The sequence below is a fragment of the Actinopolymorpha cephalotaxi genome (assembly GCF_013408535.1).
In the GTDB taxonomy this organism is placed as follows: domain Bacteria; phylum Actinomycetota; class Actinomycetes; order Propionibacteriales; family Actinopolymorphaceae; genus Actinopolymorpha; species Actinopolymorpha cephalotaxi.
In genome coordinates this window covers 3,965,345-3,989,913 of sequence record NZ_JACBZA010000001.1, presented here as the reverse complement: position 1 = coordinate 3,989,913, position 24,569 = coordinate 3,965,345, and the positions used below count along the sequence as shown (strand labels likewise).

General features: G+C 71.7%; 16 protein-coding genes. 8 read left to right on the top strand and 8 right to left on the bottom strand.

All coding sequences use genetic code 11. The features are described 5' to 3' along the window. Positions 1-11: 11 nt before the first annotated feature. The 3 genes from FHR37_RS17545 to FHR37_RS17535 all read right to left on the bottom strand — a co-directional run bounded on the left by FHR37_RS17545 (position 12) and on the right by FHR37_RS17535 (position 3,699). Entirely contained in the window at positions 12-422 is a 411-nt protein-coding gene (locus FHR37_RS17545) for a hypothetical protein (protein WP_092880668.1), read from the bottom strand. A gap of 425 nt (positions 423-847) precedes the next feature. Further along, positions 848-2,863, bottom strand: a complete 2,016-nt coding sequence (locus FHR37_RS17540; protein ID WP_092880666.1) for an FtsX-like permease family protein — start codon at positions 2,861-2,863, stop codon at positions 848-850. After that, positions 2,860-3,699, bottom strand: coding sequence for an ABC transporter ATP-binding protein (locus FHR37_RS17535; RefSeq protein WP_237768550.1), 840 nt, complete (start codon positions 3,697-3,699; stop codon positions 2,860-2,862). Before FHR37_RS17535 ends, FHR37_RS17540 begins: the two co-directional genes overlap by 4 nt. A 277-nt stretch (positions 3,700-3,976) precedes the next feature. Between FHR37_RS17535 and guaA the strand changes: the two genes are divergently transcribed. The 3 genes from guaA to FHR37_RS17520 all read left to right on the top strand — a co-directional run bounded on the left by guaA (position 3,977) and on the right by FHR37_RS17520 (position 7,988). Then, positions 3,977-5,542 carry a glutamine-hydrolyzing GMP synthase gene (gene guaA, locus FHR37_RS17530; protein WP_092880664.1) on the top strand — a complete coding sequence of 522 codons (1,566 nt, stop codon included), beginning with the start codon at positions 3,977-3,979 and terminating at the stop codon, positions 5,540-5,542. A gap of 8 nt (positions 5,543-5,550) precedes the next feature. Then, a complete protein-coding gene (locus FHR37_RS33165) occupies positions 5,551-6,630 on the top strand; it encodes an alcohol dehydrogenase catalytic domain-containing protein (protein WP_092880662.1) in 1,080 nt (359 codons plus the stop codon). Between the two features lie 347 nt (positions 6,631-6,977). Next, the gene (locus FHR37_RS17520; RefSeq protein WP_092880660.1) at positions 6,978-7,988 is read left to right on the top strand and encodes a glutathione S-transferase family protein; all 1,011 of its coding nucleotides are present in this window, start codon (positions 6,978-6,980) and stop codon (positions 7,986-7,988) included. Between the two features lie 161 nt (positions 7,989-8,149). On the opposite strand, the gene FHR37_RS17515 is transcribed toward FHR37_RS17520, so the two are convergent. The 3 genes from FHR37_RS17515 to FHR37_RS17505 form a co-directional block, all read right to left on the bottom strand. Then, positions 8,150-8,362 carry a PspC domain-containing protein gene (locus FHR37_RS17515; RefSeq protein ID WP_092880658.1) on the bottom strand — a complete coding sequence of 71 codons (213 nt, stop codon included), beginning with the start codon at positions 8,360-8,362 and terminating at the stop codon, positions 8,150-8,152. A gap of 122 nt (positions 8,363-8,484) precedes the next feature. Then, the gene (locus FHR37_RS17510; protein WP_139238799.1) at positions 8,485-8,706 is read right to left on the bottom strand and encodes a hypothetical protein; all 222 of its coding nucleotides are present in this window, start codon (positions 8,704-8,706) and stop codon (positions 8,485-8,487) included. Then, positions 8,699-10,579, bottom strand: coding sequence for a PspC domain-containing protein (locus tag FHR37_RS17505; protein ID WP_092880654.1), 1,881 nt, complete (start codon positions 10,577-10,579; stop codon positions 8,699-8,701). Before FHR37_RS17505 ends, FHR37_RS17510 begins: the two co-directional genes overlap by 8 nt. A gap of 194 nt (positions 10,580-10,773) precedes the next feature. Here FHR37_RS17505 and FHR37_RS17500 point away from each other — a divergent pair, with 194 nt between their 5' ends. The 3 genes from FHR37_RS17500 to FHR37_RS17490 all read left to right on the top strand — a co-directional run bounded on the left by FHR37_RS17500 (position 10,774) and on the right by FHR37_RS17490 (position 13,259). Continuing rightward, the gene (locus tag FHR37_RS17500) at positions 10,774-12,096 is read left to right on the top strand and encodes an ATP-binding protein (RefSeq protein WP_092880652.1); all 1,323 of its coding nucleotides are present in this window, start codon (positions 10,774-10,776) and stop codon (positions 12,094-12,096) included. A 71-nt stretch (positions 12,097-12,167) separates the two neighbouring features. Continuing rightward, positions 12,168-12,824: a LuxR C-terminal-related transcriptional regulator gene (locus FHR37_RS17495; RefSeq protein WP_269086058.1), complete on the top strand. Its 657-nt coding sequence runs from the start codon at positions 12,168-12,170 to the stop codon at positions 12,822-12,824. A gap of 87 nt (positions 12,825-12,911) precedes the next feature. Next, the gene (locus FHR37_RS17490) at positions 12,912-13,259 is read left to right on the top strand and encodes a hypothetical protein (RefSeq protein WP_092880648.1); all 348 of its coding nucleotides are present in this window, start codon (positions 12,912-12,914) and stop codon (positions 13,257-13,259) included. A gap of 55 nt (positions 13,260-13,314) precedes the next feature. Here the strand turns inward: FHR37_RS17490 and FHR37_RS17485 are convergent, their stop codons facing one another. Both FHR37_RS17485 and FHR37_RS17480 read right to left on the bottom strand, forming a co-directional pair. Beyond that, entirely contained in the window at positions 13,315-14,040 is a 726-nt protein-coding gene (locus FHR37_RS17485; RefSeq protein ID WP_092880646.1) for a PIG-L deacetylase family protein, read from the bottom strand. A 10-nt stretch (positions 14,041-14,050) separates the two neighbouring features. After that, a complete protein-coding gene (locus FHR37_RS17480; protein ID WP_175542315.1) occupies positions 14,051-14,911 on the bottom strand; it encodes a winged helix-turn-helix domain-containing protein in 861 nt (286 codons plus the stop codon). Between the two features lie 428 nt (positions 14,912-15,339). Here FHR37_RS17480 and FHR37_RS17475 point away from each other — a divergent pair, with 428 nt between their 5' ends. Together FHR37_RS17475 and FHR37_RS17470 are read left to right on the top strand one after the other, a co-directional pair. Then, positions 15,340-19,773 carry a S8 family serine peptidase gene (locus FHR37_RS17475; protein WP_175542314.1) on the top strand — a complete coding sequence of 1,478 codons (4,434 nt, stop codon included), beginning with the start codon at positions 15,340-15,342 and terminating at the stop codon, positions 19,771-19,773. 459 nt (positions 19,774-20,232) lie between these two features. Then, entirely contained in the window at positions 20,233-24,492 is a 4,260-nt protein-coding gene (locus tag FHR37_RS17470; RefSeq protein WP_139238798.1) for a carboxypeptidase regulatory-like domain-containing protein, read from the top strand. Positions 24,493-24,569 lie beyond the last annotated feature (77 nt).

Sequence of the window (24,569 nt, the reverse complement as noted above, 5' to 3'; positions counted from 1 at the left end):
GTCGAGATGCCTTACGTGCAGACGGATCCGGACTGCGCCGCGCCGTCGCCGCCCTTGCGCAGGGTGGACGCCGAGCTCATCACGTCGTTCATCAGGTCGAACAGGTCGCGGTAGGACTGGTCGGCACCCTTGATGTCCTCGTAGGAGATCTGCTCCTCGCCCACGGTGAGGTAGAGGTGGATCGCGTCCGGCGTGGGCGTGTGCAGCTTCTTCTTGTTCTCCTGCGCCGCCTTGGGCCGGGGGGCCTTCTCGGCCCGGTCGGCGGTCGCGGCGATCCGGGTCATCGTCGCCGACTTCACGCTGCACGTGAAGGGCTCCTTGCCCCGGCTGGTGAGGGTGGCGCTGCCGTCGGCTTCGACGACGAGCTTGTCGTTGAAGCCGGCGACGCCTCCCGTGCGGTGCAGGGAAAGCGAGGAGTTCATGGTGGGTCCCGGGGTCGGGTGCGCACTGTTGGTGGGCGTGGACGTTGCCTGTGCCTCCGTGGTCGGCGCTCGCTCGGTCCCGCATGCTGCCATGCCGAGAACGAGAACCCCCATGAGTGCGGCCAGCGGCGCACCGCGTCGAAGTACGGAAAGCATCATGCCGGTTCAGACGTCTCGTTTCTGGTACGGGTTCCGTTTCGGCGGCGCTGATCATCTGCCCGGACATGTTGCGGACAGGTCGAAGGACCCGGCTCCAGCAGGCGGGGAGCCGGGTCCTCCGGTGCGACGGTCCGCGAGGCCGCGAGCGGTGCCCGTCGCACTGACGGCGTTGTCCGGTTGCCCGGAGTCGCACCGTTCTGTGTGGATGAACGACCGAGTTCACATCCGGTTACGGCCTGGAACGCGGGAGTTGCCGGGCGAAGCGGTCAGTCCGGACGGGGTGCGGGGTCGGCCGTGACCGCGCGCAGGAACGGCCGGCTCAGCTCGCTGGCGCCGATCACCGCGACCAGGCCGCCGAGCACGGTGAGAGCGAGCGTCGTCAGCCCCTCGGGCCGTACCGGGTTGGCCAGCGCGAACGGCGCGGCCATCACCATCCCGGTCACCAGTGCGCCGCCGCCCATCACCACCAGCGGGATGAGCGTCTCGCGGCGCCTGGCGGCGTCCAGCACCTTCAGCGGCGTACCCGCCAACCGCAACAGTGCGAACGTCTGCCGCCGGTCCAGGATCGAGGAGACGCCGGTGATGCCCGCGCTGACCGTACCCAGCAGGAACGACGCGATCAGGACGGTGCGCGCGCCGGTCTGGATGTCGGCCAGCAGCTGCTCACCGCCGAGGTCGGCGTCCGCCGGGCTGGCGAACGGCCGGCCGGGCACCAGCCCGGCGAGCGACGTACGCACCTGGTCGGTTCGGTCCTGCCCACCGGGCACCCTGACGACCACCGAACGGTAGGCAGGTGCGCCGCTCCCGGACTTCACCGGATCGGCGAGCCGCACCCGAACGCCCGGAATGCCGGCCAGCCGCTCCCGGGCGCCGGCGACCACGGCGGACGCGTGCTGGGCCGGGACCCGGGCCCGCAGGTCATCGTCGTGGCCGAGCCCGCCCGGTCCGGGGTTCAGCAGCACGGTGAACCCGGCGACGAACCCGGTCAGCGCGATGCCGTTCACCGTTCGCCAGGCCGCGCGGGGGTCGTCCACGAGCCGGCGTCCCGCGAGCAGCCGGGCCGGCCGGCGAGCACCAGCGGCCGCGATCCGGCCGATCAGCCCGACCACCCAGGGCCCGACCAGGTTGAGGGTCCAGAACCCGACGGCGAGCATCACCACGATCACCGTGAAGACGGTGGCCATCGAGCCCTGCAGCAGCTTGCTGGCAAACAGGAATCCCAGCACCGCCGCCACGAACGCGAGGACCCGGACGGCGCGCAGGGCCGGAGGCGTCTGCCGCCGGGCGACACCCAGCGGACTGACGACGACCCGGCGCAGGCCCGCCACCGCGCTCACCCCGACCAGCACGACCACCGCCGCCACGACGGCGAGGATCAGCGGCACACCGACCCAGAGGTCGCCGGCCGCCCAGGTCCCGCCGGAGATCGAGATCCGGGTCAGTCCCGGGATCATCGCGACGTACAGCAGTGCTCCGGCGAGGGCGCCGGCGAACGCCGTCACCATCGACTCGGCCACCGTCATCGCCACCACCTGGCCCGGCGTGGCACCGACGAGCCGCAGGGCCGCGAGCCGCTGGTCACGACGGGCCACGGTGAGCCGGGCGGCGGCGCCACCGAAGACCAGCAGAGGTACGCCGAGCAGCACGGTGGCCAGCCCGGTGAGGATGCGGTAGAAGCCGGCGGCGTGGTTGGGCCGCCCGTCGTCGAAGGACGCGATCGGAGTCGGGCTGGAGGCGTCCGCAAGGTCGGTGCGGTCGCCGTGCATGGCCGGGTCGTCCGCGTGCCGGCCGACGACCGCGACGAGTTCGTCGCCGTGGACGAGTGCGTCGTCACCCAGCAGGCCGGTGGGAGTACGTGTGGGGAACCGGTCGGCGAGCCGGCCGGGCGGCAACGAGGCGGCCAGCCGGGCGAGCGCGGGTGACATCCAGACCTCGCCCGGTGCCGGGAAGCGGGGCATGCCGGGCGGTGCGGGCAGCGCGCCGGTGCCCGCGGAGGTGTCGGCGCCGCGGAGGGCGGCCAGGTCGACCACGGTCATCACCTGCCCGCGTACGTAGTCCAGGCTGGTGCCCTCCAGGGCCACGGCTCTCGCCGGCGCGGCGGCGTCGCCGGGATGGCGCCAGGCGTCCCGGTCCGCGCGGCCGGCGAACGCGACGTTGGCGGCGACGGCGGCGAGCAGCAACGCCGTGCACACCGCGACCGCGCCGGCCGTCAGGCCGACGGCGAGCAACCCGCGCCGGCCGCCGGCCCGCAGCAGGCGCAAGCTGAGGTTGACACTGGTCATCGGTACGCCCCCGTCCCGGAGCGGGCGCCCGCCGCCGAGCCGACCGGCGTCAGCAGCCGGCCGTCGCGTACTTCCACGACCCGGTCGCAGGCGGCGGCGACGTTCGGGTCGTGCGTCACGACCACCAGGGCGGCGCCGTTGGCCCGGCTGGTCGACACCAGCAGCCGCATGGTCTCCTCGCCGGTCGCCTGGTCCAGGGCGCCGGTGGGCTCGTCGGCGAACACGACGGCGGGTTCGATGACCAGGGCGCGGGCGAGGGCGACGCGTTGTGCCTGACCTCCGGAGAGCTCTCCCGGACGGCGTTTCTCCATGCCGGCCAGGCCGAGCGGCTCCAGCCAGGCGTGCGCGGTGGCGACCGCCGCCCGCCGGGGCGTTCCGCCGAGCATCAGCGGCAGGGCGATGTTCTCCTCGGCCGGCAGTTCGGGCAGCAACTGGGCGAACTGGAAGACGAACCCGAACCGCGTCCGCCGCAGTCGGCTTCGTTCGCGTTCGCTCATGCTGTCCACCCGCCGCTCGCCGGCCCCGCTCTCGCCGCCGCTTCTCCCGGTCCGGCCGGCGTCGTGCAGGACCACCTCCCCGGCGTCGGGCCGGATGATCCCGGCCAGGCAGTGCAACAGGGTGGACTTGCCCGAGCCGCTCGGGCCCATGATCGCCACCGACTCGGCCCGGCCCACGGTGAGGCTCACGTCGGCCAGGGCGACGGTCGTACCGAATCGCTTCTCCAGGCCGTGGCCGGACAGCGCCGGTACGAACGGCGGGTGTGGCGGCCTCTGCCGGCCGGTGCCGCCGGTGCCGCCGGGGATTTCGCCGGGGCCGGAGGACTGGTTCATCTGCATGCCGGCAAGTCTTTCGGCGGCGCGTACCCCGCCGCGTCGTCGGCAAGGTGCGTCTGGGTAGCGCCGGATGCGCGTACGGTCGCCCCGGTCGTCATACCTCCGGCGTACGGGATCGCGCTCCGCCCCGGACCACGCCGGAGCCGCACCGGAGCCACACCGGGCCGCCGATCACCTCGCACCCGTGATCGCCCGAGTGCCCCACTAGACTCGCGGAGGTCAGTACAGCCGGTGCAGCCGGCGCAGTCGATGCAGTTGGTGCACGCCCGTACGAAAGGCCATCGTGACCGATCACGACCTCGTTCTCGTCGTCGACTACGGCGCGCAGTACGCCCAGCTCATCGCCCGCCGGGTGCGCGAGGCGCGGGTCTACTCCGAGATCGTTCCGCACTCCACGCCGGTGGCGGACATCCTCGCCCGCAAGCCGAAGGCGATCATCCTGTCCGGTGGCCCGGCGTCGGTCTACGCACCCGGCGCGCCGCAGGTCGATCCGGCGCTGTTCGAGGCTGGGGTGCCGGCGTTCGGCATCTGCTACGGCTTCCAGGCGATGGCCCGCAGCCTCGGCGGGGAGGTGGCGCACACCGGTGCCCGCGAGTACGGCCGTACCCGCGTCGACGTCACCGAGCCCGGCACGCTGCTCGCGGACCTGCCGGCCGAGCACACGGTCTGGATGTCGCACGGCGACTCGGTGACCGCGGCGCCCGCGGGCTTCGACGTACTCGCCGCGACCGCGACCACGCCGGTGGCGGCGTTCGAGAACCTCCGCCGCGGCCAGGCCGGCGTGCAGTGGCACCCGGAGGTGCTGCACACCGAACACGGTCAGAAGGTGCTCGAGCACTTCCTGCTGGAGATCGCCGGCTGCCAGCCGACCTGGACGATGCTCAACATCATCGACGAGCAGGTCGAGCTGATCCGCCGGCAGGTGGGCGAGGGACGCGCACTGTGCGCGCTGTCCGGAGGCGTCGACTCGGCGGTCGCCGCCGCGATCGTGGAGCGCGCCATCGGCGACCGGCTCACCTGCGTGTACGTCGACCACGGGATGATGCGGCTCGGCGAGACCGAACAGGTCAAGCGGGACTTCGAGGCGGTGTTCAGCGACCTGGACGTGGTCGACGCCTCCGACCAGTTCCTCGGCGCGCTCGACGGCGTGGCCGACCCGGAGCAGAAACGCAAGATCATCGGCCGGGAGTTCATCCGTACGTTCGAGGCCGCCGAGGTGCGGGTGTTCGGCGACCTGTCCGAGGGCGAGGCCGCGGTGGCCTTCCTCGTGCAGGGCACGCTCTACCCCGACGTCGTAGAGTCCGGCGGCGGAGCGGGCACGTCCAACATCAAGTCCCACCACAACGTCGGCGGGCTTCCCGACGACCTGCGCTTCGAGCTGATCGAGCCGCTGCGCACGCTGTTCAAGGACGAGGTACGCGCGGTCGGCGAGCAGCTCGGCCTGCCCCCGTCGATGGTGTGGCGCCAGCCGTTCCCCGGCCCGGGCCTCGGCATCCGCATCATCGGCGAGGTCACCCGCGAGCGCCTGGACATCCTTCGCCGGGCGGACGCGATCGCCCGCGAGGAGCTCACGGCTGCGGGGCTGGACCGCGACATCTGGCAGTTCCCGGTCGTGCTGCTGGCCGACGTGCGCTCGGTCGGCGTGCAGGGCGACCAGCGCACCTACGGCCACCCGATCGTGCTGCGCCCGGTCACCAGCGAGGACGCGATGACCGCCGACTGGGCGCGGCTGCCGTGGGACCTGGTCGAGCGCGTCTCGACCCGGATCACCAACGAGGTCCTCGAGGTCAACCGGGTCGTGATCGACGTGACCAGCAAGCCGCCCGGCACCATCGAGTGGGAGTGAACGGCTAGGTGCGCGCGGTCTGGTACGACACCTTCGGCGGGCCGGTTTCCGTACGCGAGGTGTCTTCGCCGCGACCCGCGCCCCACGCCGCCGTGGTCGAGGTGGCCGCGACCGGGGTGTGCCGCAGCGACTGGCACGCCTGGCAGGGACACGACTCCGACGTACGCCTGCCGCACGTGGGCGGGCACGAGTTCGCGGGCGTGGTGGTCGAGGTCGGGGCGGACGTCCGTGGCTGGCGGCCGGGTCAGCGGGTGACCGCGCCGTTCGTGCACGCCTGCGGCACCTGCGCGCAGTGTGCCCGCGGCGACCACCAGATCTGCGCGCGGCAGACCCAGCCCGGATTCACCGGGTGGGGTTCGTTCGCCGAGTACGCCGTCGTCGACCACGCCGATGTCAACCTCGTGTTGCTTCCGGACGCGCTGGAGTTCACCACCGCGGCCGGGCTGGGCTGCCGGTTCGGTACGGCCTACCGGGCGGTGCTGCGTCAAGGCCGGGTTGGCGCGGGCGACTGGGTGGCCGTGCACGGGTGCGGAGGCGCCGGGCTGTCCGCGGTCGAGGTCGCGGTGGCGGCGGGCGCCAGGGTGGTCGCGGTGGACGTCTCGGCCGCGGCGCTCGACCTCGCCCGTGCCCTCGGTGCCGCGGAGGTGGTGGACGCCTCCGTCGACCCCGAACCCGCCGCGGTCGCCTCGGTGGTGCACGACCTGACCGGTGGAGGAGCACGGGTGTCGCTGGACTGCCTGGGCTCACCGCGCACGTGCGAGGCGTCGGTGCTCGGCCTGGCCCGGGGCGGCCGGCACGTCCAGGTGGGGTTGCTGCCCGGTGGCCCGACCCCGGTGCCGATGGACCGGGTGGTGGCGTACGAACTCGACGTCGTGGGCAGCCACGGCCTGGCCGCCCACGAGTATCCCGCCATGCTCGACCTGGTGGCGGCGGGCCGCCTGCGGCCGGACCGGCTGGTGGGCACGCTGATCGACCTCGCGGACGTGCCCCATGCGCTGGCGGCGATGAGTCCGGGCGGCGTGCCCGGCGACCTCCCCGGTGTCCCCGGCGTCTCCGGTGCGGGAATGACGGTGGCCGTACTCCACTGAGTGCCCGGGCTGCGTCCGGCTCGGTGCCGCGGATTCTTCCGCGGAAGAATCTCCTCGCGCCCGCGCGGCTCACGCGCTCGACCTCCGAGCCGGCCGGAGCGTGAAAACCCGCGGTGGTCAGGGCCGCCCGCGGTCTTCACGCTTCCGCGCGCGGTCGGTGGGGCCGGCCGGAGCGTGAAAACGCGCGGTGGCTTGAGCCGCCCGCGGTCTTCATGCTTCGGAACGGCGCCAGGCGGCCGGGCCACGGTGGGAGTCTCCGCATCGATTCTTCCGCGGAAGAATGCGTCCCGGCGTCGGACGCCGGGGGAGCGATGGCGGGCTGATGCCGCGCGGGGAACACTGGGGGCATGCCCGAAGACGCCAGCAGCACCCAGAGCCAGAGCGGGACGAGCCGGGACGGGGGACAGGGGACCTCGAGCCAGGCCGGCGCCGCGCAGTTCGGCCGGGAGGCCGGAGCCCGCGGTGAGTTCGTCCGGCAGGCCAACCGGTTCACCGGGCGGATCACCGCCGACGGGTCCTCCGGACTGCCCGCGGAGCCCGGACGCTACCGCCTGGTGTGGTCGAAGGCCTGCCCGTGGGCGCACCGGTCGGTGATCGTCCGCCGGCTGCTCGGTCTCGAGGACGCCATCTCGCTGGCGACCGTCGACCCAATCCGCGACGAACGCGGCTGGAGGTTCACCCTCGATCCGGACGGACGTGACCCGGTGCTCGGCATCGAGTTCCTCGCCGAGGCCTACCACGCCACCGACCCCGGATTCCAGGGCCGGGTGACGGTGCCCTGCCTGGTCGACGAGCGTTCCGGGCAGGTGGTGACCAACGACTATCCGCAGATCACCCTCGACTTCTCCACACAGTGGAAGGCCTTCCACCGGCCGGACGCGCCCGACCTCTATCCGCAGGACCTGCGGGCCGAGATCGACGAGGTGGCCGACCTGGTCTTCCACGACGTCAACAACGGCGTCTACAAGTGCGGCTTCGCCACGTCGCAGGAGGCGTACGAGGCGGCGTACGACCGGCTGTTCGCCAGGCTGGACTGGCTGGAGGACCGCCTGCGCGGCCAGCGTTACCTGTGCGGTGACCGGCTGACCGAGGCGGACGTACGACTGTTCACCACGCTGGTGCGTTTCGACGCCGTCTACCACGGCCACTTCAAGTGCAACCGGAACAAGCTCACCGAGATGCCGGTGCTGTGGGCGTACGCCCGCGACCTGTTCCAGACCCCGGGCTTCGGGGAGACCGTCGACTTCGACCAGATCAAGCGGCACTACTACGCCACCCACCACAAGATCAACCCGACCGGAGTCGTGCCCAAGGGGCCGGACCCGTCCGGCTGGGCGGAGCCGTCCGGGCGAGGCTGACGGCACCACGTCGGAACGCGACAACGCGGGCTCCTCGGCGAAGAGCCCGCGTTGTCGTCGTGCTGCTGGGGAAGCCGCCGGGGATGATGGGGAAGCTGGTGGGGTACCGGCGGTGGGGACCGCCGGTGGTCCGCTTGCTCGGCAGGTAGCCGGTGTGGCGGTCACGCCGTCGCCGGGTCCTCCTCGGGGACGATGATCCAGGCCGCGATGTAGAGCACGACGCCCGCGCCGCCGAGCAGGATCGAGGCCGCCAGCGCGAGCCGGATGATGACCGGGTCCAGTCCGGCGTAGCGCGCGATGCCGCCGCAGACACCGGCGATCATCCGCTCGTCCTTGGTCCGGACCAACTTCTTCTGAGTCGAGATCTCGTTCATGGGTCAACCCTCGCGGACCGGAGCGGGCGGGACGATCCGGAACGGTCCCGACCGCCCCCTGAGCCGACCCCGACCTCGTTCCGGGTGCGCTGCCGGGCCGCCGTCGGGGTCGGCCCGCGCGCTCAGTGCGTGCGCTGGGGACGGCGCTGCCGCCGGCTGCGCCGGATGGAGAGGAGGACGCCGAACAGCCCGGCGCCGATGAAGATGATCGGCATCAGCCAGCCGAGGTCCCGCAGCCCGATCCTGCCGGCCGAGACCAGCAGCCAGCTGAGTGCGATCCCACAGCACACCAGGCCGGCCACGAGGGAAACGACGTTGGTACTGCGCCGTCGAGGGTCAGCCACGGTTCACCTTCAGGTCTCCCGCTCCGAGATCGACCTCGAGCCACAGGTCGCCGCCGCCCTTGCCGTCGGTGCCCAGGTCGGTCGCCTTCAGGGTGTTGCCCGCACCCCCGAGGATCCGGTCGAATGCCCTCAGCCTGCCGAGCCCCACGTCCGCGTCGAGGTGTACGTCGACCCGGGGCGGCACCCTGACCACGAGCTCACCGGAGCCGAGGTCGACACTCGTGTGGACTTCCTGACCGTCCCGCAGGGGCAACCGGGTCAGGTCCAGCCGGACCTGACCGGTCGGGTAGTCGTAGCTGCGCCGGACCTGTTCCAGCGAAGTGGGCCGCACCCGGTGTTCGTGCGCGGTGGCGATGTCGTCGAAGTCGGCAGCGGTCACGGGTACCAGCGCGACGGCGAGGACCGTACCGACCGCGATCAGGCCGCGTGACCGCCCGAACCACGTGCCGACGATCAGCCCGAGACCGACCACCGCCAGCATCGCGGCGACGTACGCGCCGGCCGGGACGGTGACGGCGTACCCGCCGTCGGGCAGCCGGCTGTTCTCCTGCAGTCCGGCCAGTGCCGCGCAGACCAGCAGCGCGGTCAGCATCGTCACGAGGAACAGGACGAAGCGCCGCCGCCGCGGGGGAGCAGGGGGTGGTACGGCGGGGGTGCCGGACTCCGGCCGGGTCGCCGGACCCCCGCCCGGGCGGCCGTCGGCCTCGGTCGTTCCGCCGAGGCCGAGCGGGTCGGGCTGGTCCCAGAATCCGGGTGGCGTCGGCTGCGCGGCCCGCCACGAGCCGACCTGGAGCGGACGGGTGTGCGGGTCGTGGTCCTGCGGGCCCGGTGCCTCCGCCGGGTGACCGGGGGAGGCCTTCGATGCGGGCTCGCCGGCCGACGGCGATGGCGTGGTGGCCAGCGGCCGGGTGACGTGCGAGTCAGAGTCGTCGGCGGCGTCGGCAGTCTGCTCGGCGTGGGCGGCGTCGAGGTTGTCGGCGACCTCCGAGAGGGGCCGGGTCATCGCCGTGGTGGGCGCGTCCGCGGCCACCACGGGACGAGAAGCCTCCGTGACGGGCAGGCTCGCCGTCGCCGTCGCGGTCGCGTCGGCAGGTACGCCGCCACCCGGCGGGACGGGTCCGCTCGGCGGCGCTGCCGTGCCCGGTGCGGCGGCCTCAGCGGTGGCGTCGGGGGCCTGGGCGCGGTCGGACTGCCGGCGCAGCAGCGCGACCAGCCCGAGCACGCTGAGCACCAGCAGCGCGGGTACGTGCCAGGGGAGCCCCCACCAGGGAATGCTCACCACGACCAGGCCGATCACGACCAGACCGGCCACGAACACCGGACCGTCGGGCTTGCCGTCGCGGCGCCGGCCGAGCTGCTGCTCCAGGATCGAGCGTTCCTCGCCCACCCGGGGGATCAGCACCCAGCCCGCGGCGTACAGCAGCAGGCCGACCCCACCGAACGGCGCCAGCACCGCGAGCACCACCCGCAGCAGCACCGGGTCGACCTGGAGTTCGCGCCCGAGCCCGGCGCACACGCCGCCGACCACGCGGCCCTCGTCGCTGCGGTGCAGCCGGCGCAGGTCGCGCACCATGCCGTCGGTGCGCCGCGCGTCCCGGTCGTCACGTCCGAGCGACTCGCTCTCGTCGCGATCCTGGCCGCCGCCCTCGTCGTTCGGCGCCGTCCCGCCGGAAATGCCGGACCCGCCCGAGGCGTCCGAGGCGTACGAAGCGTCCGATGCGCCCGCCGTTCCCGATTCGCCCGGCTCGGTGGGCCCACCACGCTGACCGGATGCTCCGGCCCCGCCGGAAGCGCCGGCCGCGCCGGACGCGCCGGCAACGCCGTCACCGGGCGCGGGGTCTCCGCCTTCCGCGGGCGGAGTCGTGTCAGCCATCCTTAGATCCTTCGCCGTGACCGTCGCAGCCGCATCCGGGATGTCCCTGGGCTTGCCCCCTCGGACCTCCGGAGCCGACAGGGGGCGTCCCGGTGGCTCCGCGGGCCCGACTCGTGTGACCATCGTCGGGAGGACTGCCCGAGGAGGACCCCATCTTCACCGACCCGAGTGCCGGAACGCTCGGTACCCCCACCATGGCGGGCGTGCCCGACGCGCCACCTCGCTGTGTGCGGCGTACCGACGGAAAGGTCATGGGCGGGGTCGCCGGCGGGCTGGCCGACCATCTGGGGCTGCTGCCCATCCACGTACGACTGGGCTTCATCGGGCTGGCCATGATGGGTGGCTTCGGCCTCCTCCTGTACGCCGCGCTGTGGGTGGTCCTTCCCCAGGACACCGCCGTACGCACGGGTGAGCAGCCGGCCGGGGTCGAGGCGGCCACCCGGCAGGGCAAGCGCACCGAGGGACCACGCCGCCACCGCGTGCAGGACGCCGGGCAACTGGTCTCGATCGCCGTGCTGGCGATCGGCGTGATCGCGCTCTTCCCGCACCTGGGCGGGGTCTCCACGAAGGTGTTCTGGCCGCTGCTGGTCGGCGGCGGCGGCCTTGCGTTGCTGTGGCGGCAGGCGGACGAGTCGCAGCGGGTGCGCTGGACCTCCTCGGCGCCGACGAAGCTGCGCTGGCTGTGGCCGTTGTTCATGACCGGCGGCTGGGTCACCGTGCTGCGTACCGGCGTGGGTCTCCTCCTCGTCGTGGTGGCGCTGACCTGGGGTGTGTCCTCCGCCGCCGGGATGGACGCCGTCAACGCCGGGCTCCCGGTCCTCCTCGGCGCCGTGATCGGGCTCGTCCTCATCGCCGGTCCGTGGATGTGGCGGATGGTCGGCGACCTGTCCGAGGAACGCCGGGAACGGATCCGTTCACAGGAACGCGCCGACATGGCCGCGCACCTGCACGACTCGGTGCTCCAGACGCTCGCACTGATCCAGAAGCAGGCGCACGACCAGCGGGCCGTGGTCCGGCTCGCGCGGTCCCAGGAACGCGACCTGCGCCAGTGGCTGTACGGCGACCAGGAGGACGCCGACGCCACCCTGCGCAGCGAGTTGCGGCGGGCCGCGGCGGAGGTGGAGGACAACCACGGCGTCCCGGTCGAGGTGGTGATGGTGGGCGACGCGCCCCTCGACCCGGCGCTCACCGCGGTCGTCCGCGCCGCGGGGGAGGCGATGGTGAACGCCGCCAAGCACTCCGGCGCACCTAGGATCGACGTCTACGCCGAGGTGGAGGACGACCGCGTGGAGGTCTACGTCCGCGACCGCGGGGTGGGGTTCGACCCCGACCGGGTGGGCGAGGACCGGCTCGGTGTCCGCCGGAGCATCTACGAACGCATGGAACGCCACGGCGGCCGGGCGCAGGTGCGCAGCGGCCCGGGCGAGGGCACCGAGGTGCGCCTCGTCGTGGACGACCGCGACGTCCACGGTCCGTCCCCCGGTGAGGGACGCGCCCGCGGCCGGGTCCGTACCTGAGAAAGAGCCCGCCCGACAGCCCGCCCCGAGAGCCCGAATCGACCAGACCGGTCGAGGTGAGAGGAAGAACCGTGAGCACGAGCCCCGACAGCAGGCGCCGTATCGTCCTGGTCGACGACCACGCGATGTTCCGTACCGGCGTACGCACCGAGATCGGTGCCGCCGTGGACATCGTGGGGGAGGCCGGTGACGTCGACCAGGCGGTCAAGGTGATCCTCGAGACCAAGCCCGAGGTCGTCCTCCTCGACGTGCACCTTCCCGGCGGCGGTGGCGCCGAGGTGGCCCGCCGGGTGCTGGCCACCGAGCCGGACGTGCGCTTCCTCGCGCTGAGCGTGTCCGACGCCCCCGAGGACGTCATCGGGGTGATCCGGGCCGGCGCGCGTGGCTACGTCACCAAGACGATCACCGGCGAGGAGATCGTCGACGGGGTACGCCGGATCGCCGACGGGGACGCGGTCTTCTCGCCGCGGCTGGCGGGCTTCGTGCTGGACGCGTTCGCCGGCGCCGTCGACCCCGGCAGCATCGACGAGGAGCTCGACCGGCTGACCCAGCGGGAGCGCGAGGTGCTCCGGCTGATCGCCCGCGGCTATGCGTACAAGGAAGTGGCGAAGGAGCTCTTCATCTCGGTGAAGACGGTGGAGACCCACGTGTCCTCGGTGCTGCGCAAGCTGCAGTTGTCGAACCGCTACGAGCTGACCCGCTGGGCGACCGACCGCCGCCTGGTGTGACCCCGCGCCGACGGGCCGCTATTACTACCTGCTGTAGTATCGCGCACGCACGTCGCCGTCAGCGCAGGAAAGGCAGGCACCGCCACCGTGGAGTTCCTTCGTCATCTGCTCCTGTTCCTCCACTTCGTCGGACTGGCGAGCCTGCTCGGCGGGCTGCTGGTGCAGATGAAGGGGCCCGAACGCCGGATCCTGCCCGCGATCCTGCACGGAGCGCTGACCCAGCTGGTGACCGGCATCCTCCTGGTCGGCGTCATCCAGGGCGGCCTCGGCGAGCACGTCAACAACCCGAAGATCGGCGTGAAGCTGGTCGTCGTCCTGGTGATCACCGTGCTCGCCTGGGTCAACCGCAAGAAGCCGACGATCGCCGCCGGGTTGTTCTTCGGGCTCACCGCGCTGACACTGCTCAACGTCGCGGTCGCGGTCTTCTGGCGCTGACCGCGCCGGCCCTGGTGACCGCGCCGACCTCGCGTCGGCCGGCCGCCGCCGGTCGTCAGCCGGTCTCCACCACGAAGTAGCCCTCGGCGAGGTGGCCCTGCGGCAGTCCCGCCGCGGCGGCAACCCGGCCGAACCCCTCCCGCAGCCGCGGCTCGAGCTTGTCCGGCTCGGGGTGCTGGCTCCGGTGGGCGTACAGCGCCGCCATCTTCTGGTCGAACGTCTCGGTGATGTCGACGACGTGGTTGGTGGCCGGGTGGCCCGACAGCCACACCTCCCGGACCGTCCAGTCCGCCAGACCCTCCTCGGCGAGCTCGGGGAAGGCGTAGGGGTTGCGGGCCGCGGGGTAGACCGCGCGCACCGCCGCCTCGCCGGCCGCCAGGTGGTCGGGGTGGCTACGGGCGATGAACGACCAGTCGCGTTCGGGGCTCTGGGTGAGTACGCGGTCCGGGCGTACCTCGCGAATGACCCGGGTGAGCGCGCGAACGAGGTCGGCGTTCACCTCGAGTTCGCCGTCGACCAGACCCAGGAACCGTACGTCGTGCACGCCGACGCGCCGGGCGGCCTCGACCTGCTCGGCTCGCCGGATCGAAGGGATCTCCGAACGCGGCACGTCGTCCTCGAACCCGCCGGCCTGGCCGTCGGTGCAGATGCAGTAGACGACCTCCAGCCCGGCGGCGGTGAAACGGGCGATCGTGCCGGCCGCGCCGAAGTCGACGTCATCGGGGTGGGCCGTGATGACGAGTACGCGGCTGATCTGGGAGTCGGGGAGGACGAGGGTCACCTGCGAGAACCTACCAAGCCCGCGCCGGAACGTCCGACCGCACCGGGAGCGTGGTCGGCACCAGCGCGATCCGGTAGCCCACACCCCGGACCGACGCGACGGCCAGCTCCGAGGTGACGTCCTGCAGTCGCCTGCGCAGCCGTTTCACCGCGGAGGCGACCGCGTCGACGTCCCCGACGTAGGGGCGCCGCCACACCGTCTCGGTGAGTTCGGCGAACGTCCAGACGCGGTTGCCGGCCCCGGCCAGGGTGGCGAGCAGGTCGAACTGCCGGGCCGACAGCTCGATCGGCCGGGTGTGCCAGAACGCCTCGCGGACGTCGTGGTCCAGCCGCAGCGGGCCGAACTCGACCACTGGCTGAGCCTTCGATCCCGGCTCGCCGCCCGTTTCCGGTGGTAACCCCCGGCCGCGCGCGGCTCCGAAGGTGAACGGTCGCCGGGCGGGGTGCTCGCCGTGGTCGCCGTGCCTGTCGTGCCTGCCGTGCCTGTCGTGTTCGGCAAGTCCGTCGGATGGCCGGCGGCCCGAAAACTGTTCGGGGAGCACGCCGCCCGATGCGAGCACCCGCAGCGCGCTCTCGGTGTCGGCGACGACCAGGACTGCGGTGCCGGCGTCCACGCTGCGGATGATCGACGACCACTGGTCGGGGTCGAGGCCGACGCACAGGACGAGGCCGGTGCCCGGCGCCGAGGCGGCCCGCGCCTGCTCGGAGATCGCGTGGTCCGGTGACGCCGACGCGGGTGGGCGCCCGCCACCGTCCGTACCACTCAGGTCGCTCAGGTCACTCGGGTCGCGCACGTCACCGACGTAGCTCACGTCGACCGGTCCGGTCGCCTGACCGGTCGGGTCCGAGGCGTCGAGAAAGAGGTTCTGCACGTTGCTGCACCCCCCCGGGTGTCGGGTGCCACCGACCGGCAGGCGCAGCCGAAGAATCTTCGGATCACACCCCCGTCCGCAGAAGTCTGGCATGTACGGGTCTGCCTGCGTAAGGGAGGGAACGCGGTCAGTGACTCCCCGGCCTGCCGTACGGCGCGGAACGTGAGTACGCGGTATCACGCGGTCCCGGCCGGAAACGGCCGGGAACTGGTCGGCGACCCGGAAATGCCCCCCGAGCGACCCCAACGCGCCCTGTCCCGCCCGACCGTTCCCGAGTTCTCTGCGCAGGAACGCAGGTGCCCATGGCGGTCAACCCCGTCCGCCATGTCCTCCCTGACCCGTCCCACTTTCGGGCCGGACGCTCCCGAGTCCCCACCAAGGAGGGGTACGTGTTCAGACGTAGGGATCGAGCAGGCTCACCTCATCCGGTGAGCCGCCCGCCGGGCCGTCGCTCGGCCGCGCGACGGTCGCTGGTGTTCGCCACCGGTGCCGTACTCGCCGTACTGGCCGGGCTGTTGGCGCCGGCCGCCGCGGTGGCCGGACAGCCACCCACGGCGAAGGCGGCGAAACCCGCGCCGATCAGCAAGGCGGTCCAGAGCACGCTTGCGGCCAAGGGCTCGGCGGACGTGTGGCTGGTCTTCTCCCAGCGCGCGGACCTGAAGCAGGCCGCCAAGGTCAAGGACTGGGACGCCCGTGGCGCCGCGGTCGTGAAGGCGTTGCAGGCAACGGCGACGAAGAGCCAGGCGCGGGCGAAGAGCACGCTGAAGGCCAGGCGCGCCGACTACACGGCCTACTGGGCCGCCAACCGGATCCTGGTGCGCGGTGCGACGTCGAGCCTGACCCGCACCCTCGCCGCGCTGCCCGGCGTACAGAAGATCACCGAACCCCGGACCTGGAAGCTGCCGCCGGCCAAGAAGGTGAACGGCAAGAAGGTGGACGCCGTCGAGTGGGGTGTGGCGGCGATCAAGGCCGACAGGGTGTGGAGCGACTACGGCGTACGTGGTGAGGGCATCACGGTCGCCAACGTCGACACCGGTGTGCAGTACGACCACCCGGCGCTGGTCGGGAAGTACCGCGGCAACCGGGGAGACGGCACCTTCGACCACAACTACAACTGGTTCGACCCGGCCAACGTGTGCGGCAGCCCGTCGACCGCGCCGTGCGACAACGTCGGTCACGGCACCCACACGATGGGCACGATGGTCGGCGACGACGGCAACGGCAACGAGGTCGGCGTCGCGCCCGGTGCGAACTGGATCGCCGCCAAGGGGTGCGAGAGCGACTCCTGCTCCGACACCTCGTTGCTCGGCGCGGGTCAGTGGACGCTCGCGCCCACGGACCTGTCCGGTGCGAACCCGCGTCCGGACCTGCGCCCCAACGTCGTGAACAACTCCTGGGGCGGGTCGAACGGATCCGGCGTGGACCCGTGGTTCGACGAGATCGTCCAGGCGTGGACCGCGGGCGGCCAGTTCGCGGTGTTCTCCAACGGCAACGACGGACCCGGCTGTGACACCACCGGCTCGCCGGCGGACTCGCCGTACGCCTTCGGGGTCGGCGCGTTCAACGAGGCCGGCCAGATCGCCGACTTCTCCAGCCGCGGCCCGGGCGCGAACGGAGAGATCCGCCCCAACGTGTCCGCGCCCGGTGAGAACGTCCGGTCGTCGGTCCCCGGCAACGGCTACGACTACTACAGTGGTACGTCGATGGCGGCGCCGCACGTGGCCGGGACCGTCGCCCTGCTCTGGTCGGCCGCACCGGCACTCGCCGGCGACATCGACGCCACCCGCGCGCTGCTGAACGAAACCGCGGTCGACGTCGACGACCAGACCTGTGGCGGCACGGCCGGGAACAACAACGTCTGGGGCGAGGGCAAGGTCGACGCCCTGGCCGCGGTCGACGCCGCACCGCGCGGCGACACCGGAGTGCTCACCGGCACCGTCACCGCCGCCGACGGCGGAGCGCCGATCGCCGGTGCCACCGTGAAGGTGGAGGGGCCGCTGTCGCGGACGACCACCACCGGCGAGGACGGCACCTACCGGCTCACCCTGTCGGTCGGTGACTACACCGTCTCGGTGCACGCGTTCGGCTACGTCGACCAGACCGCGCAGGTGACGGTCGGCAAGGACGACACGACCACGAAGGACTTCGCCCTCGTCGCCGCGCCGTCGCACTCGCTCAGCGGCACGGTGACGGACGCGCGCGGCCAGCCGGTCGTGGGCGTCGAGGTCACCGTGGAGGGCACGCCGTTGCCGCCGGCCACCACCGACGAGCAGGGGCGCTACTCCTTCGACGCGGTGCCGGAAGGCAGCTACACGGTCACGGTCGCGGGTTCGGGCTGTATGGCGAAGGAGTCCGAGGACGTCACGGTCGACGGGGACAAGGTGGTCGACTTCCGGTTGGCCGACCGGACCGACGACTACGGCTACCGGTGCGTGGTCGAGTCCGCCGACTACATCGAGGGCGACACCAACGTCGGGCTGGTCGACGACGACGCCTCCATCCCGATCGAGCTGCCGTTCCGCGGCGTGCTCTACGGCGCGGGCTACACCGAGGCCTACGCCTCGACGAACGGTCACCTGACCTTCACCTCGCCGAGTGACTCTCTGGAGAACACCCAGATCCCCAACCGGGCCGAGCCGAACGCGGCGATCTACGCGTTCTGGGACGACCTGGTGCTCGACGACGAGGCGGGTCTGTACACGGGCACCTCCGGCTCGGCGCCGAACCGTACCTTCGTCGTGGAGTGGCGCAACGCGCTCATCTACGGCAGCGACACCGGGGCCCGGGTGGACGCCGAGATCGTCCTGCACGAGAACGGCGAGATCGTCCTCAACTGGCGCAACATCGACGAGAACGACCCGCTGGAGCGGGGCGCGTCGGCGACGACCGGCATCGAGGACGCCGACGGCACCGACGGGCTGCAGTACAGCTACAACTCACCTGTGCTGGCGAACGGCAAGTCCGTGCGGTACACCCTGCCGCCGAACGGATTCGTCACCGGCAAGGTGACCGACAGGAACGACGGCAACCCGGTCGCGAACGCGACCGTCGAGGTCCTGGACGGAGACACCGTCGTACGTCGGCTGAAGACCGACGCCGACGGGACGTACTTCGGCCAGGTCTGGGTCGGTGACTACACCCTGCGGGTGAGTGCCACCAACTACGTCTCGCAGACAGCCCAGGTGTCGGTCGCCGAGGGCCGGACCGTGAAGACGGAATTCGTCCTGCGAACGGCCCGGGCCGAGGTCGACTCACCCGACCTTTCGTGGGTCCTGCCCGAGGGGGTCACGCAGCAGGCCACCTTCACCATCTCCAACACCGGTTCGGCTCCGCTTGCGTGGGAGGCGCTGGAGAGCGGCGGCCAGCGGACGGCGGCCAAGGCGGCGAAGGTCGCCAAGGGCAAGGCGAAGCTGAGCGCTGCGGACAGGAACGCCAACGCGAGGACCGCGGTCGGGCGCTACACCAAGGCCGAGCGTGAACGGGCCCGGCCCACCGCCGCGGGCGACGTGCTCGCGTCGTGGCCAGTCCAGGGCGCGGACGTCGCCTGGGGCGTGGGATTCGACGGTGACGTCTGGATCTCCGACCCGCCGAACAAGACCAACAACGAGTTCACCACCGCCGGTGACCCCGTCAAGACGCTCACCGCCGACTGGGCCGGCGAGTGGAACGGCGACATGGCCTACGACACCCGGCGGGGCCGGATGTGCCAGGTCGACGTCGGTGGCGACAACGGCATCTACTGCTGGGACCGGGCCTCCGGTGAGGTGGAGTACTCACTCACCGGTTCGCCGTGGAGTGGCATCTCCCAGCGTGGGTTGGCCTACCGGGCCGACGACGACAGCTTCTACATCGGCGGATGGAACGAGGACGTCCTCTACCACGTCGCCGGGGCGTCGTCGGCCAACCCGGGCGAGGTGCTCGACCAGTGCGCCCTGCCGGACAGCTCGATGGCCGGCCTGGCGTGGAACTCCACCGCCGGGGTGTTGTGGGTGACCACCAACTCGCCCACCGACGACATCCTCGAGGTCGACCCGAACGACTGCAGCATCGTCACCACGCTCGGGTTCCCCGACGGTGACGGGTTCGTCGGCGCCGGCGCCGAGCTCGACTTCGCCGGAAACCTGTGGGTCACCTCGCAGGCGTCCAACAAGGCGTTCCTGGTCGAGACCGGGGTGCCGCAGGCCTCCGACGTGGCGTGGCTGTCGGAGGAGCCGTCGAAGGGCACCATCCCGGTCGGCGGCGAGCAGGACGTCACCGTCACCGTCGACACCACCGGACTGGAGCCGGGTGTCTACCGGGCGAACGTCATCCTGGACACCAACAGCGGACGGCAGCGGATCGTGCAGCTGCCGGTGCAGGTGGTGGTGTCGGGCTACTGGAAGGGCGTGAACGCGGGTGGCGCCGCCTACACCGACACCCAGGGCCTGCCGTGGGTGGCCGACCAGCAGTATCGCTCCGGCCGGTTCGGCTGGGTCGGTACGTCGACGGTGAACGCCGTCGGCCCACAGGTGGACATCCGGGGAACCGATGACGACCCGCTCTACCGCGACCAGCGGCAGGGGATGGAGGCCTATCGGTTCGACCGGCTGCCGGCCGGCAAGTACGAGGTCACGATGGACTTCGCCGAACTCACCCGCTCGCCGCGGGTGGACTGGCGGATGTTCGACGTGGACGTCGACGGCCAGTGGGCGCTGGTGGGCTACGACATCGCCGACGAGGTGGGCGGCCGCCGGGCCGACAGCCACTCGATCGTGGTGGACGTGCCCGACGGCGGAACGCTGCAGGTGACGTTCCACCCGCGGCGTTCGTACAAGCCGCCGGTGATCAACGCGCTGCGCGTGGTCCAGCGGCCCGACCTGTAGGCCGACGATCCGTCGACCTGCACGGCACAACTGAAAACTGCCTGACAGAAGGCGGGGGCGGCTCCGGGTTTCGTTACCGGGCCGCCCCTGGTCGTGGGTGAGTGCGCGCCGGTCGTCAACCACAGCTTGTCACTGCCCGTTCTGCCCCCTTTCTCGGCACCGTGTACCGCTGCGGAGGTTTGCGTGTTCGCTCCCTGAGGGAACGGGTTCGTTCCGACCGGCTCGTTTCGGGTCGTTGGTCCGGATCCCCTGGAGGGCTGAGTGTTCACGGGTGGGAGTAGAGGGCGGCGGCGCTCGCTGGTGCTGGTCGCCGGCGCGACGCTGGCCGTCGTTGCGGGACTACTGGCCCCCTCGACGGCGGCGGCGGTCGCGGGTCAGCCGGCGAAGCCCGGCCCGGGTGGCCCAGGCAGCTCGGGTGCCACCGGTGGCTCAGACGGTTCGGCGCCGATCGTCAAGTCGGTGCAGGATCGGCTGAAGTCCAAGGGCTCGGCCGATGTCTGGGTGGTGTTCGGCCAGCGTGCCGACCTCGACGGCGCGGCGAGGATCAAGGACTGGAACGCCCGCGGTGCCGCGGTGGTCAGGGCGCTGAAGGCAACGGCGAACCGGAGCCAGGCGCACGCCAGGGCGACTCTGCGGTCCGCGCACGCGGACTACACGGCGTTCTGGGCGACTAACCGCATCATGGTGCGGGGAGCCACGCCGGAGCTGACCCGGAAGCTGGCGGCGCTGCCGGAGGTGAGGCGGATCGCCGGAACGCGGGCGTTCAAGGTGCCGGCGCCGGCGAAGAAGCGCCCGGCCCGCGGCCGGATCTCCACCTCGGAGTGGAACATCGCCGCCATTCACGCCGACCGGGTGTGGCGCGACTTCGGGGACCGTGGTGAGGGGATCACGGTCGCGAGCATCGACAGCGGTGTGCAGTACGACCACCCGGCGCTGGTGAACCAGTACCGCGGCAACCTCGGCAACGGCAGGTTCGACCACAACTACAACTGGTACGACCCGTCGAACATCTGCGGAACCCCGTCCGCTCCGTGCGACAACGTGGGCCACGGGACCCACGTGATGGGCACCATGGTCGGCGACGACGGCGCCGGCAACCAGATCGGTGTCGCGCCGGGTGCCACCTGGATCACCGCCAAGGGGTGCGAGAGCGACTACTGCTCCGACTTCGCCCTGATCGCCTCCGGCCAGTGGATGCTCGCTCCCACCGACCTCGACGGCCAGGACCCGCGTCCGGAGCTGCGCCCGAACGTCGTGAACAACTCCTGGAGCACCGACAACGGTCCCGAGATCGACCCGGGGTACGACGAGGTCCTGCAGGCGTGGACAGCGTCCGGAATCTTCTCCACGTTCGCCAACGGCAACGCGGGACCGGAGTGCGACACCACCGGTTCCCCGGCGGACTCTCCGTACGCCTACGGGGTCGGATCGTTCAACCAGGCGGGCGCCATCTCGGTCTTCTCCAGCCGTGGACCCGCCGGCGACGCGATCCGGCCGAACCTCGCGGCGCCGGGGGAGGGCATCCGGTCCTCGTACCCGACGAACTCCTACGAGAACCTCAGCGGCACCTCGATGGCGGCCCCGCACGTCGCGGGAACGGCAGCACTGGTGCTGTCGGCGGCACCCGCACTGGTCGGTGACGTGGCTGCCACCCGGGCGGTGCTGAACGAGTCCGCCACCGACGTCGACGACGAGAGCTGTGGCGGGACGCCCGGGAACAACAACGTGTGGGGCGAGGGGAAGGTCGACGCCCTGGCCGCGGTCACCGCCGCGCCGCGCGGCGACACCGGTGTGCTGCGCGGTACGGTCACCTCCGCCGGCGACGGTACGCCGATCGCCGGCGCCACGATCCAGGTCGAGGGCCCACTGAGCCGGACGGTCACCACCGACCAGGACGGCAACTACCAGCTGACCCTCTCGGTGGGGGACTACACCGTCTCGGCACACGCGTTCGGCTACGTCGGCCGGAGCGCGCCGGTGACCGTGAGCCGGAACGAGACGACCACGCGGAACTTCGCGCTCATCGAAGGTTCGCCGCACTCCTTGTCCGGCACGGTCACCGACGACCGTGGCCGGCCGGTGACCGGCGCGCTCGTCGCCGTGGACGGCACGCCGTTGCCCGCGGTCACCACCGACGCCCGGGGGCGCTTCGCCTTCGACGCGGTGCCGGCGGACTCCTACACCGTGACCGTGTCCCCCAACGGCTGTCTGGCCGAACAGTCCAAGGACGTGGTGCTCGACTCCGACAAGGTGGTCGACTTCGAACTGGAGGGCCGGACGGACAGCTTCGGCTACCGGTGCGAGGTGGAGCCCGCGGACTACGTCGAGGGCGACACCGACATCGGGCTGACCGGCGACGAGGGGTACACCACGATCGACCTGCCCTTCCGGGCGCTGCTGTACGGAACCGCCTACCAGCAGGTGAACGTGACGGTCAACGGCTTCGTCAACTTCACCGATCCCGTCAACAACTACGCCAACGTCGCCGTCCCCAACCCGGACCAGCCGAACGCGGCGATCTACGCGTTCTGGGACGACCTCACTCTCGACGACCTGTCCGGTGTCTACACCGGGGTCAGCGGAACGGCGCCGAACCGGTCGTTCGTCATCGAATGGCGCAACGCCAACTTCTGGCTCACGGACCTGCGGATCGACGCGGAGATCGTCCTGCACGAGAACGGCGACATCGAGTTGGCCTGGCGCAACATCGACCCCACCGACGCGCAGGAACGCGGAAACTCCGCGACCACCGGGATCGAGAACGCCGACGGCACCGACGCGTTCCAGTACAGCTTCGACCGGCCGGTGCTGTCCGACACCCAGGCGGTGCGGTTCGTCCTGCCGCCGGCGGGGACGGTCACCGGGACGGTGACCGACAGGAACGACGGCAACCCGATCGCGAACGCGACGGTCGACGTGCTGCGGGCCGGCACCGTCGTCAAGCAGCTCACCACCGATCCCGACGGCGTGTACTTCGGCCAGCTCTTCGCGGGCGAGTACACCCTGCGGGCGACCGCGGAGAACTACGAGTCCGCCGAGGACACCGTCTCGATCAGCGACGGCGCGACCGAGACCAGGAACTTCTCCCTCGCCTCCGCGCGCGCGGAGGTGGAGTCTCCGGACCTGTCGTGGGTGTTGCCCGAAGGCGTGTCGCAGCACGCCACCTTCACGATCACCAACACCGGTTCGGCGCCGCTTGAGTGGGCGGCGCTGGAGGGCAGTGGCGGGCGCTCGGCCGCGAGGCCGGCGAAGGCCGCCAGGGCCAAGGTGAGCGCGAGCGACAGGAACGCCGCGGCCAGGACGGCGATCGGCCGCTACACCAGGGCCGAGCGGAAACGGGCCCGGCCCAGCGCCGCCGGTGACGTGCTCGCGTCCTGGCCGGTCCGGGACGTCGACCTCCCCTGGGGCGTGGGCTACGACGGTGACGTGTGGATCTCGGACCCGGCGCACATCACCAACCACGAGTTCACCACCGCCGGTACGCCGGTCAGGACCCTGCCGGCCCCCTGGGCAGGTGACTGGAACGCCGACATGGCCTACGACTCGCGGCGGGGCCGGATGTGCCAGGCAGACGTCGGCGGCGACAACGGCATCCACTGCTGGGACCGGGCCTCCGGTGAGGTGGACCACTCACTCACCGGTTCACCGTGGGGTGACATCCCCCAGCGTGGGTTGGCCTACCGGGCCGACGACGACAGCTTCTACATCGGTGGATGGAACGAGAACGTCATCTATCACGTCGCCGGTGAGTCCGACTCCAGGCCGGGCCGGCTGCTCGGTCGCTGTTCCCTGCCCGACTCGGGGATCGCCGGCCTGGCGTGGAACTCCACGGCCGAGGTGTTGTGGGTGACCACGAACTCGCCCACCGACGACATCTACGAGGTCGACCCGGACGACTGCGGTGTCATCACCACGCTCGGATTCCCCGAGAGGGGCGAGTTCAACGGCGCTGGTGCCGACCTCGACGCGGAGGGCAATCTGTGGGTCACCTCGCAGACGTCCAACACTGCGTACCTGCTCGAGACCGGGGTTCCGGAGGCCACCGACGTGCCGTGGCTGTCCGAGACCCCGGCCGGCGGCACGATCGCGGTCGGTGAGTCCCAGGACGTCACCGTCACGGTGGACACCACGGGCCTGGCGCCGGGGGTCTACCGGGCAACGCTCATGCTCGACACCAACAGCGGCCGGCAGCGGCTCGTGCCGGTGCCGGTGCAGGTGGTGGTGCCGGGCTACTGGAAGGGCGTCAATGCCGCCGATGGTGCCTACAGCGACACCCGGGGCCTGCCGTGGGTGGCTGATCAGCCCTACACCCCCGGCGGGTTCGGCTGGATCGGTGCGTCGACGGTGCACCGGACCAGTCATCGGGTGGACATCGCGGGCACCGGGGACGACCCGATGTACCGGAACTACCGCCAGGGGATGACCGACTACCGCTTCGACGATCTACCGGCCGGGAAGTACCAGGTGACGCTGGACTTCGCCGAGCTCGGCCGGTCGCCGCGGCCGAACACGCGGATGTTCGACGTGGACGTCGACGGTGAGCTGGTGCTGTTCGAGTACGACATCGCGGCCAGGGTCGGCGGCCGGCGCGCCGACAGTCACAGCTTCGTGGTCGACCTTCCGCGGGGCGGCACGTTGCAGGTGCACTTCCACGCCCGGCGCTCGTATCGGCCGCCGATCGTCAACGCCCTCCGGGTGGTGCAGCGGCCGGACCTGTAGCCAGGTTCCTGTCGTACAGAACCGAACAACGTCCGACACTGATCGGGGCGGCACCGAGTAACGGGCCGCCCGATTCC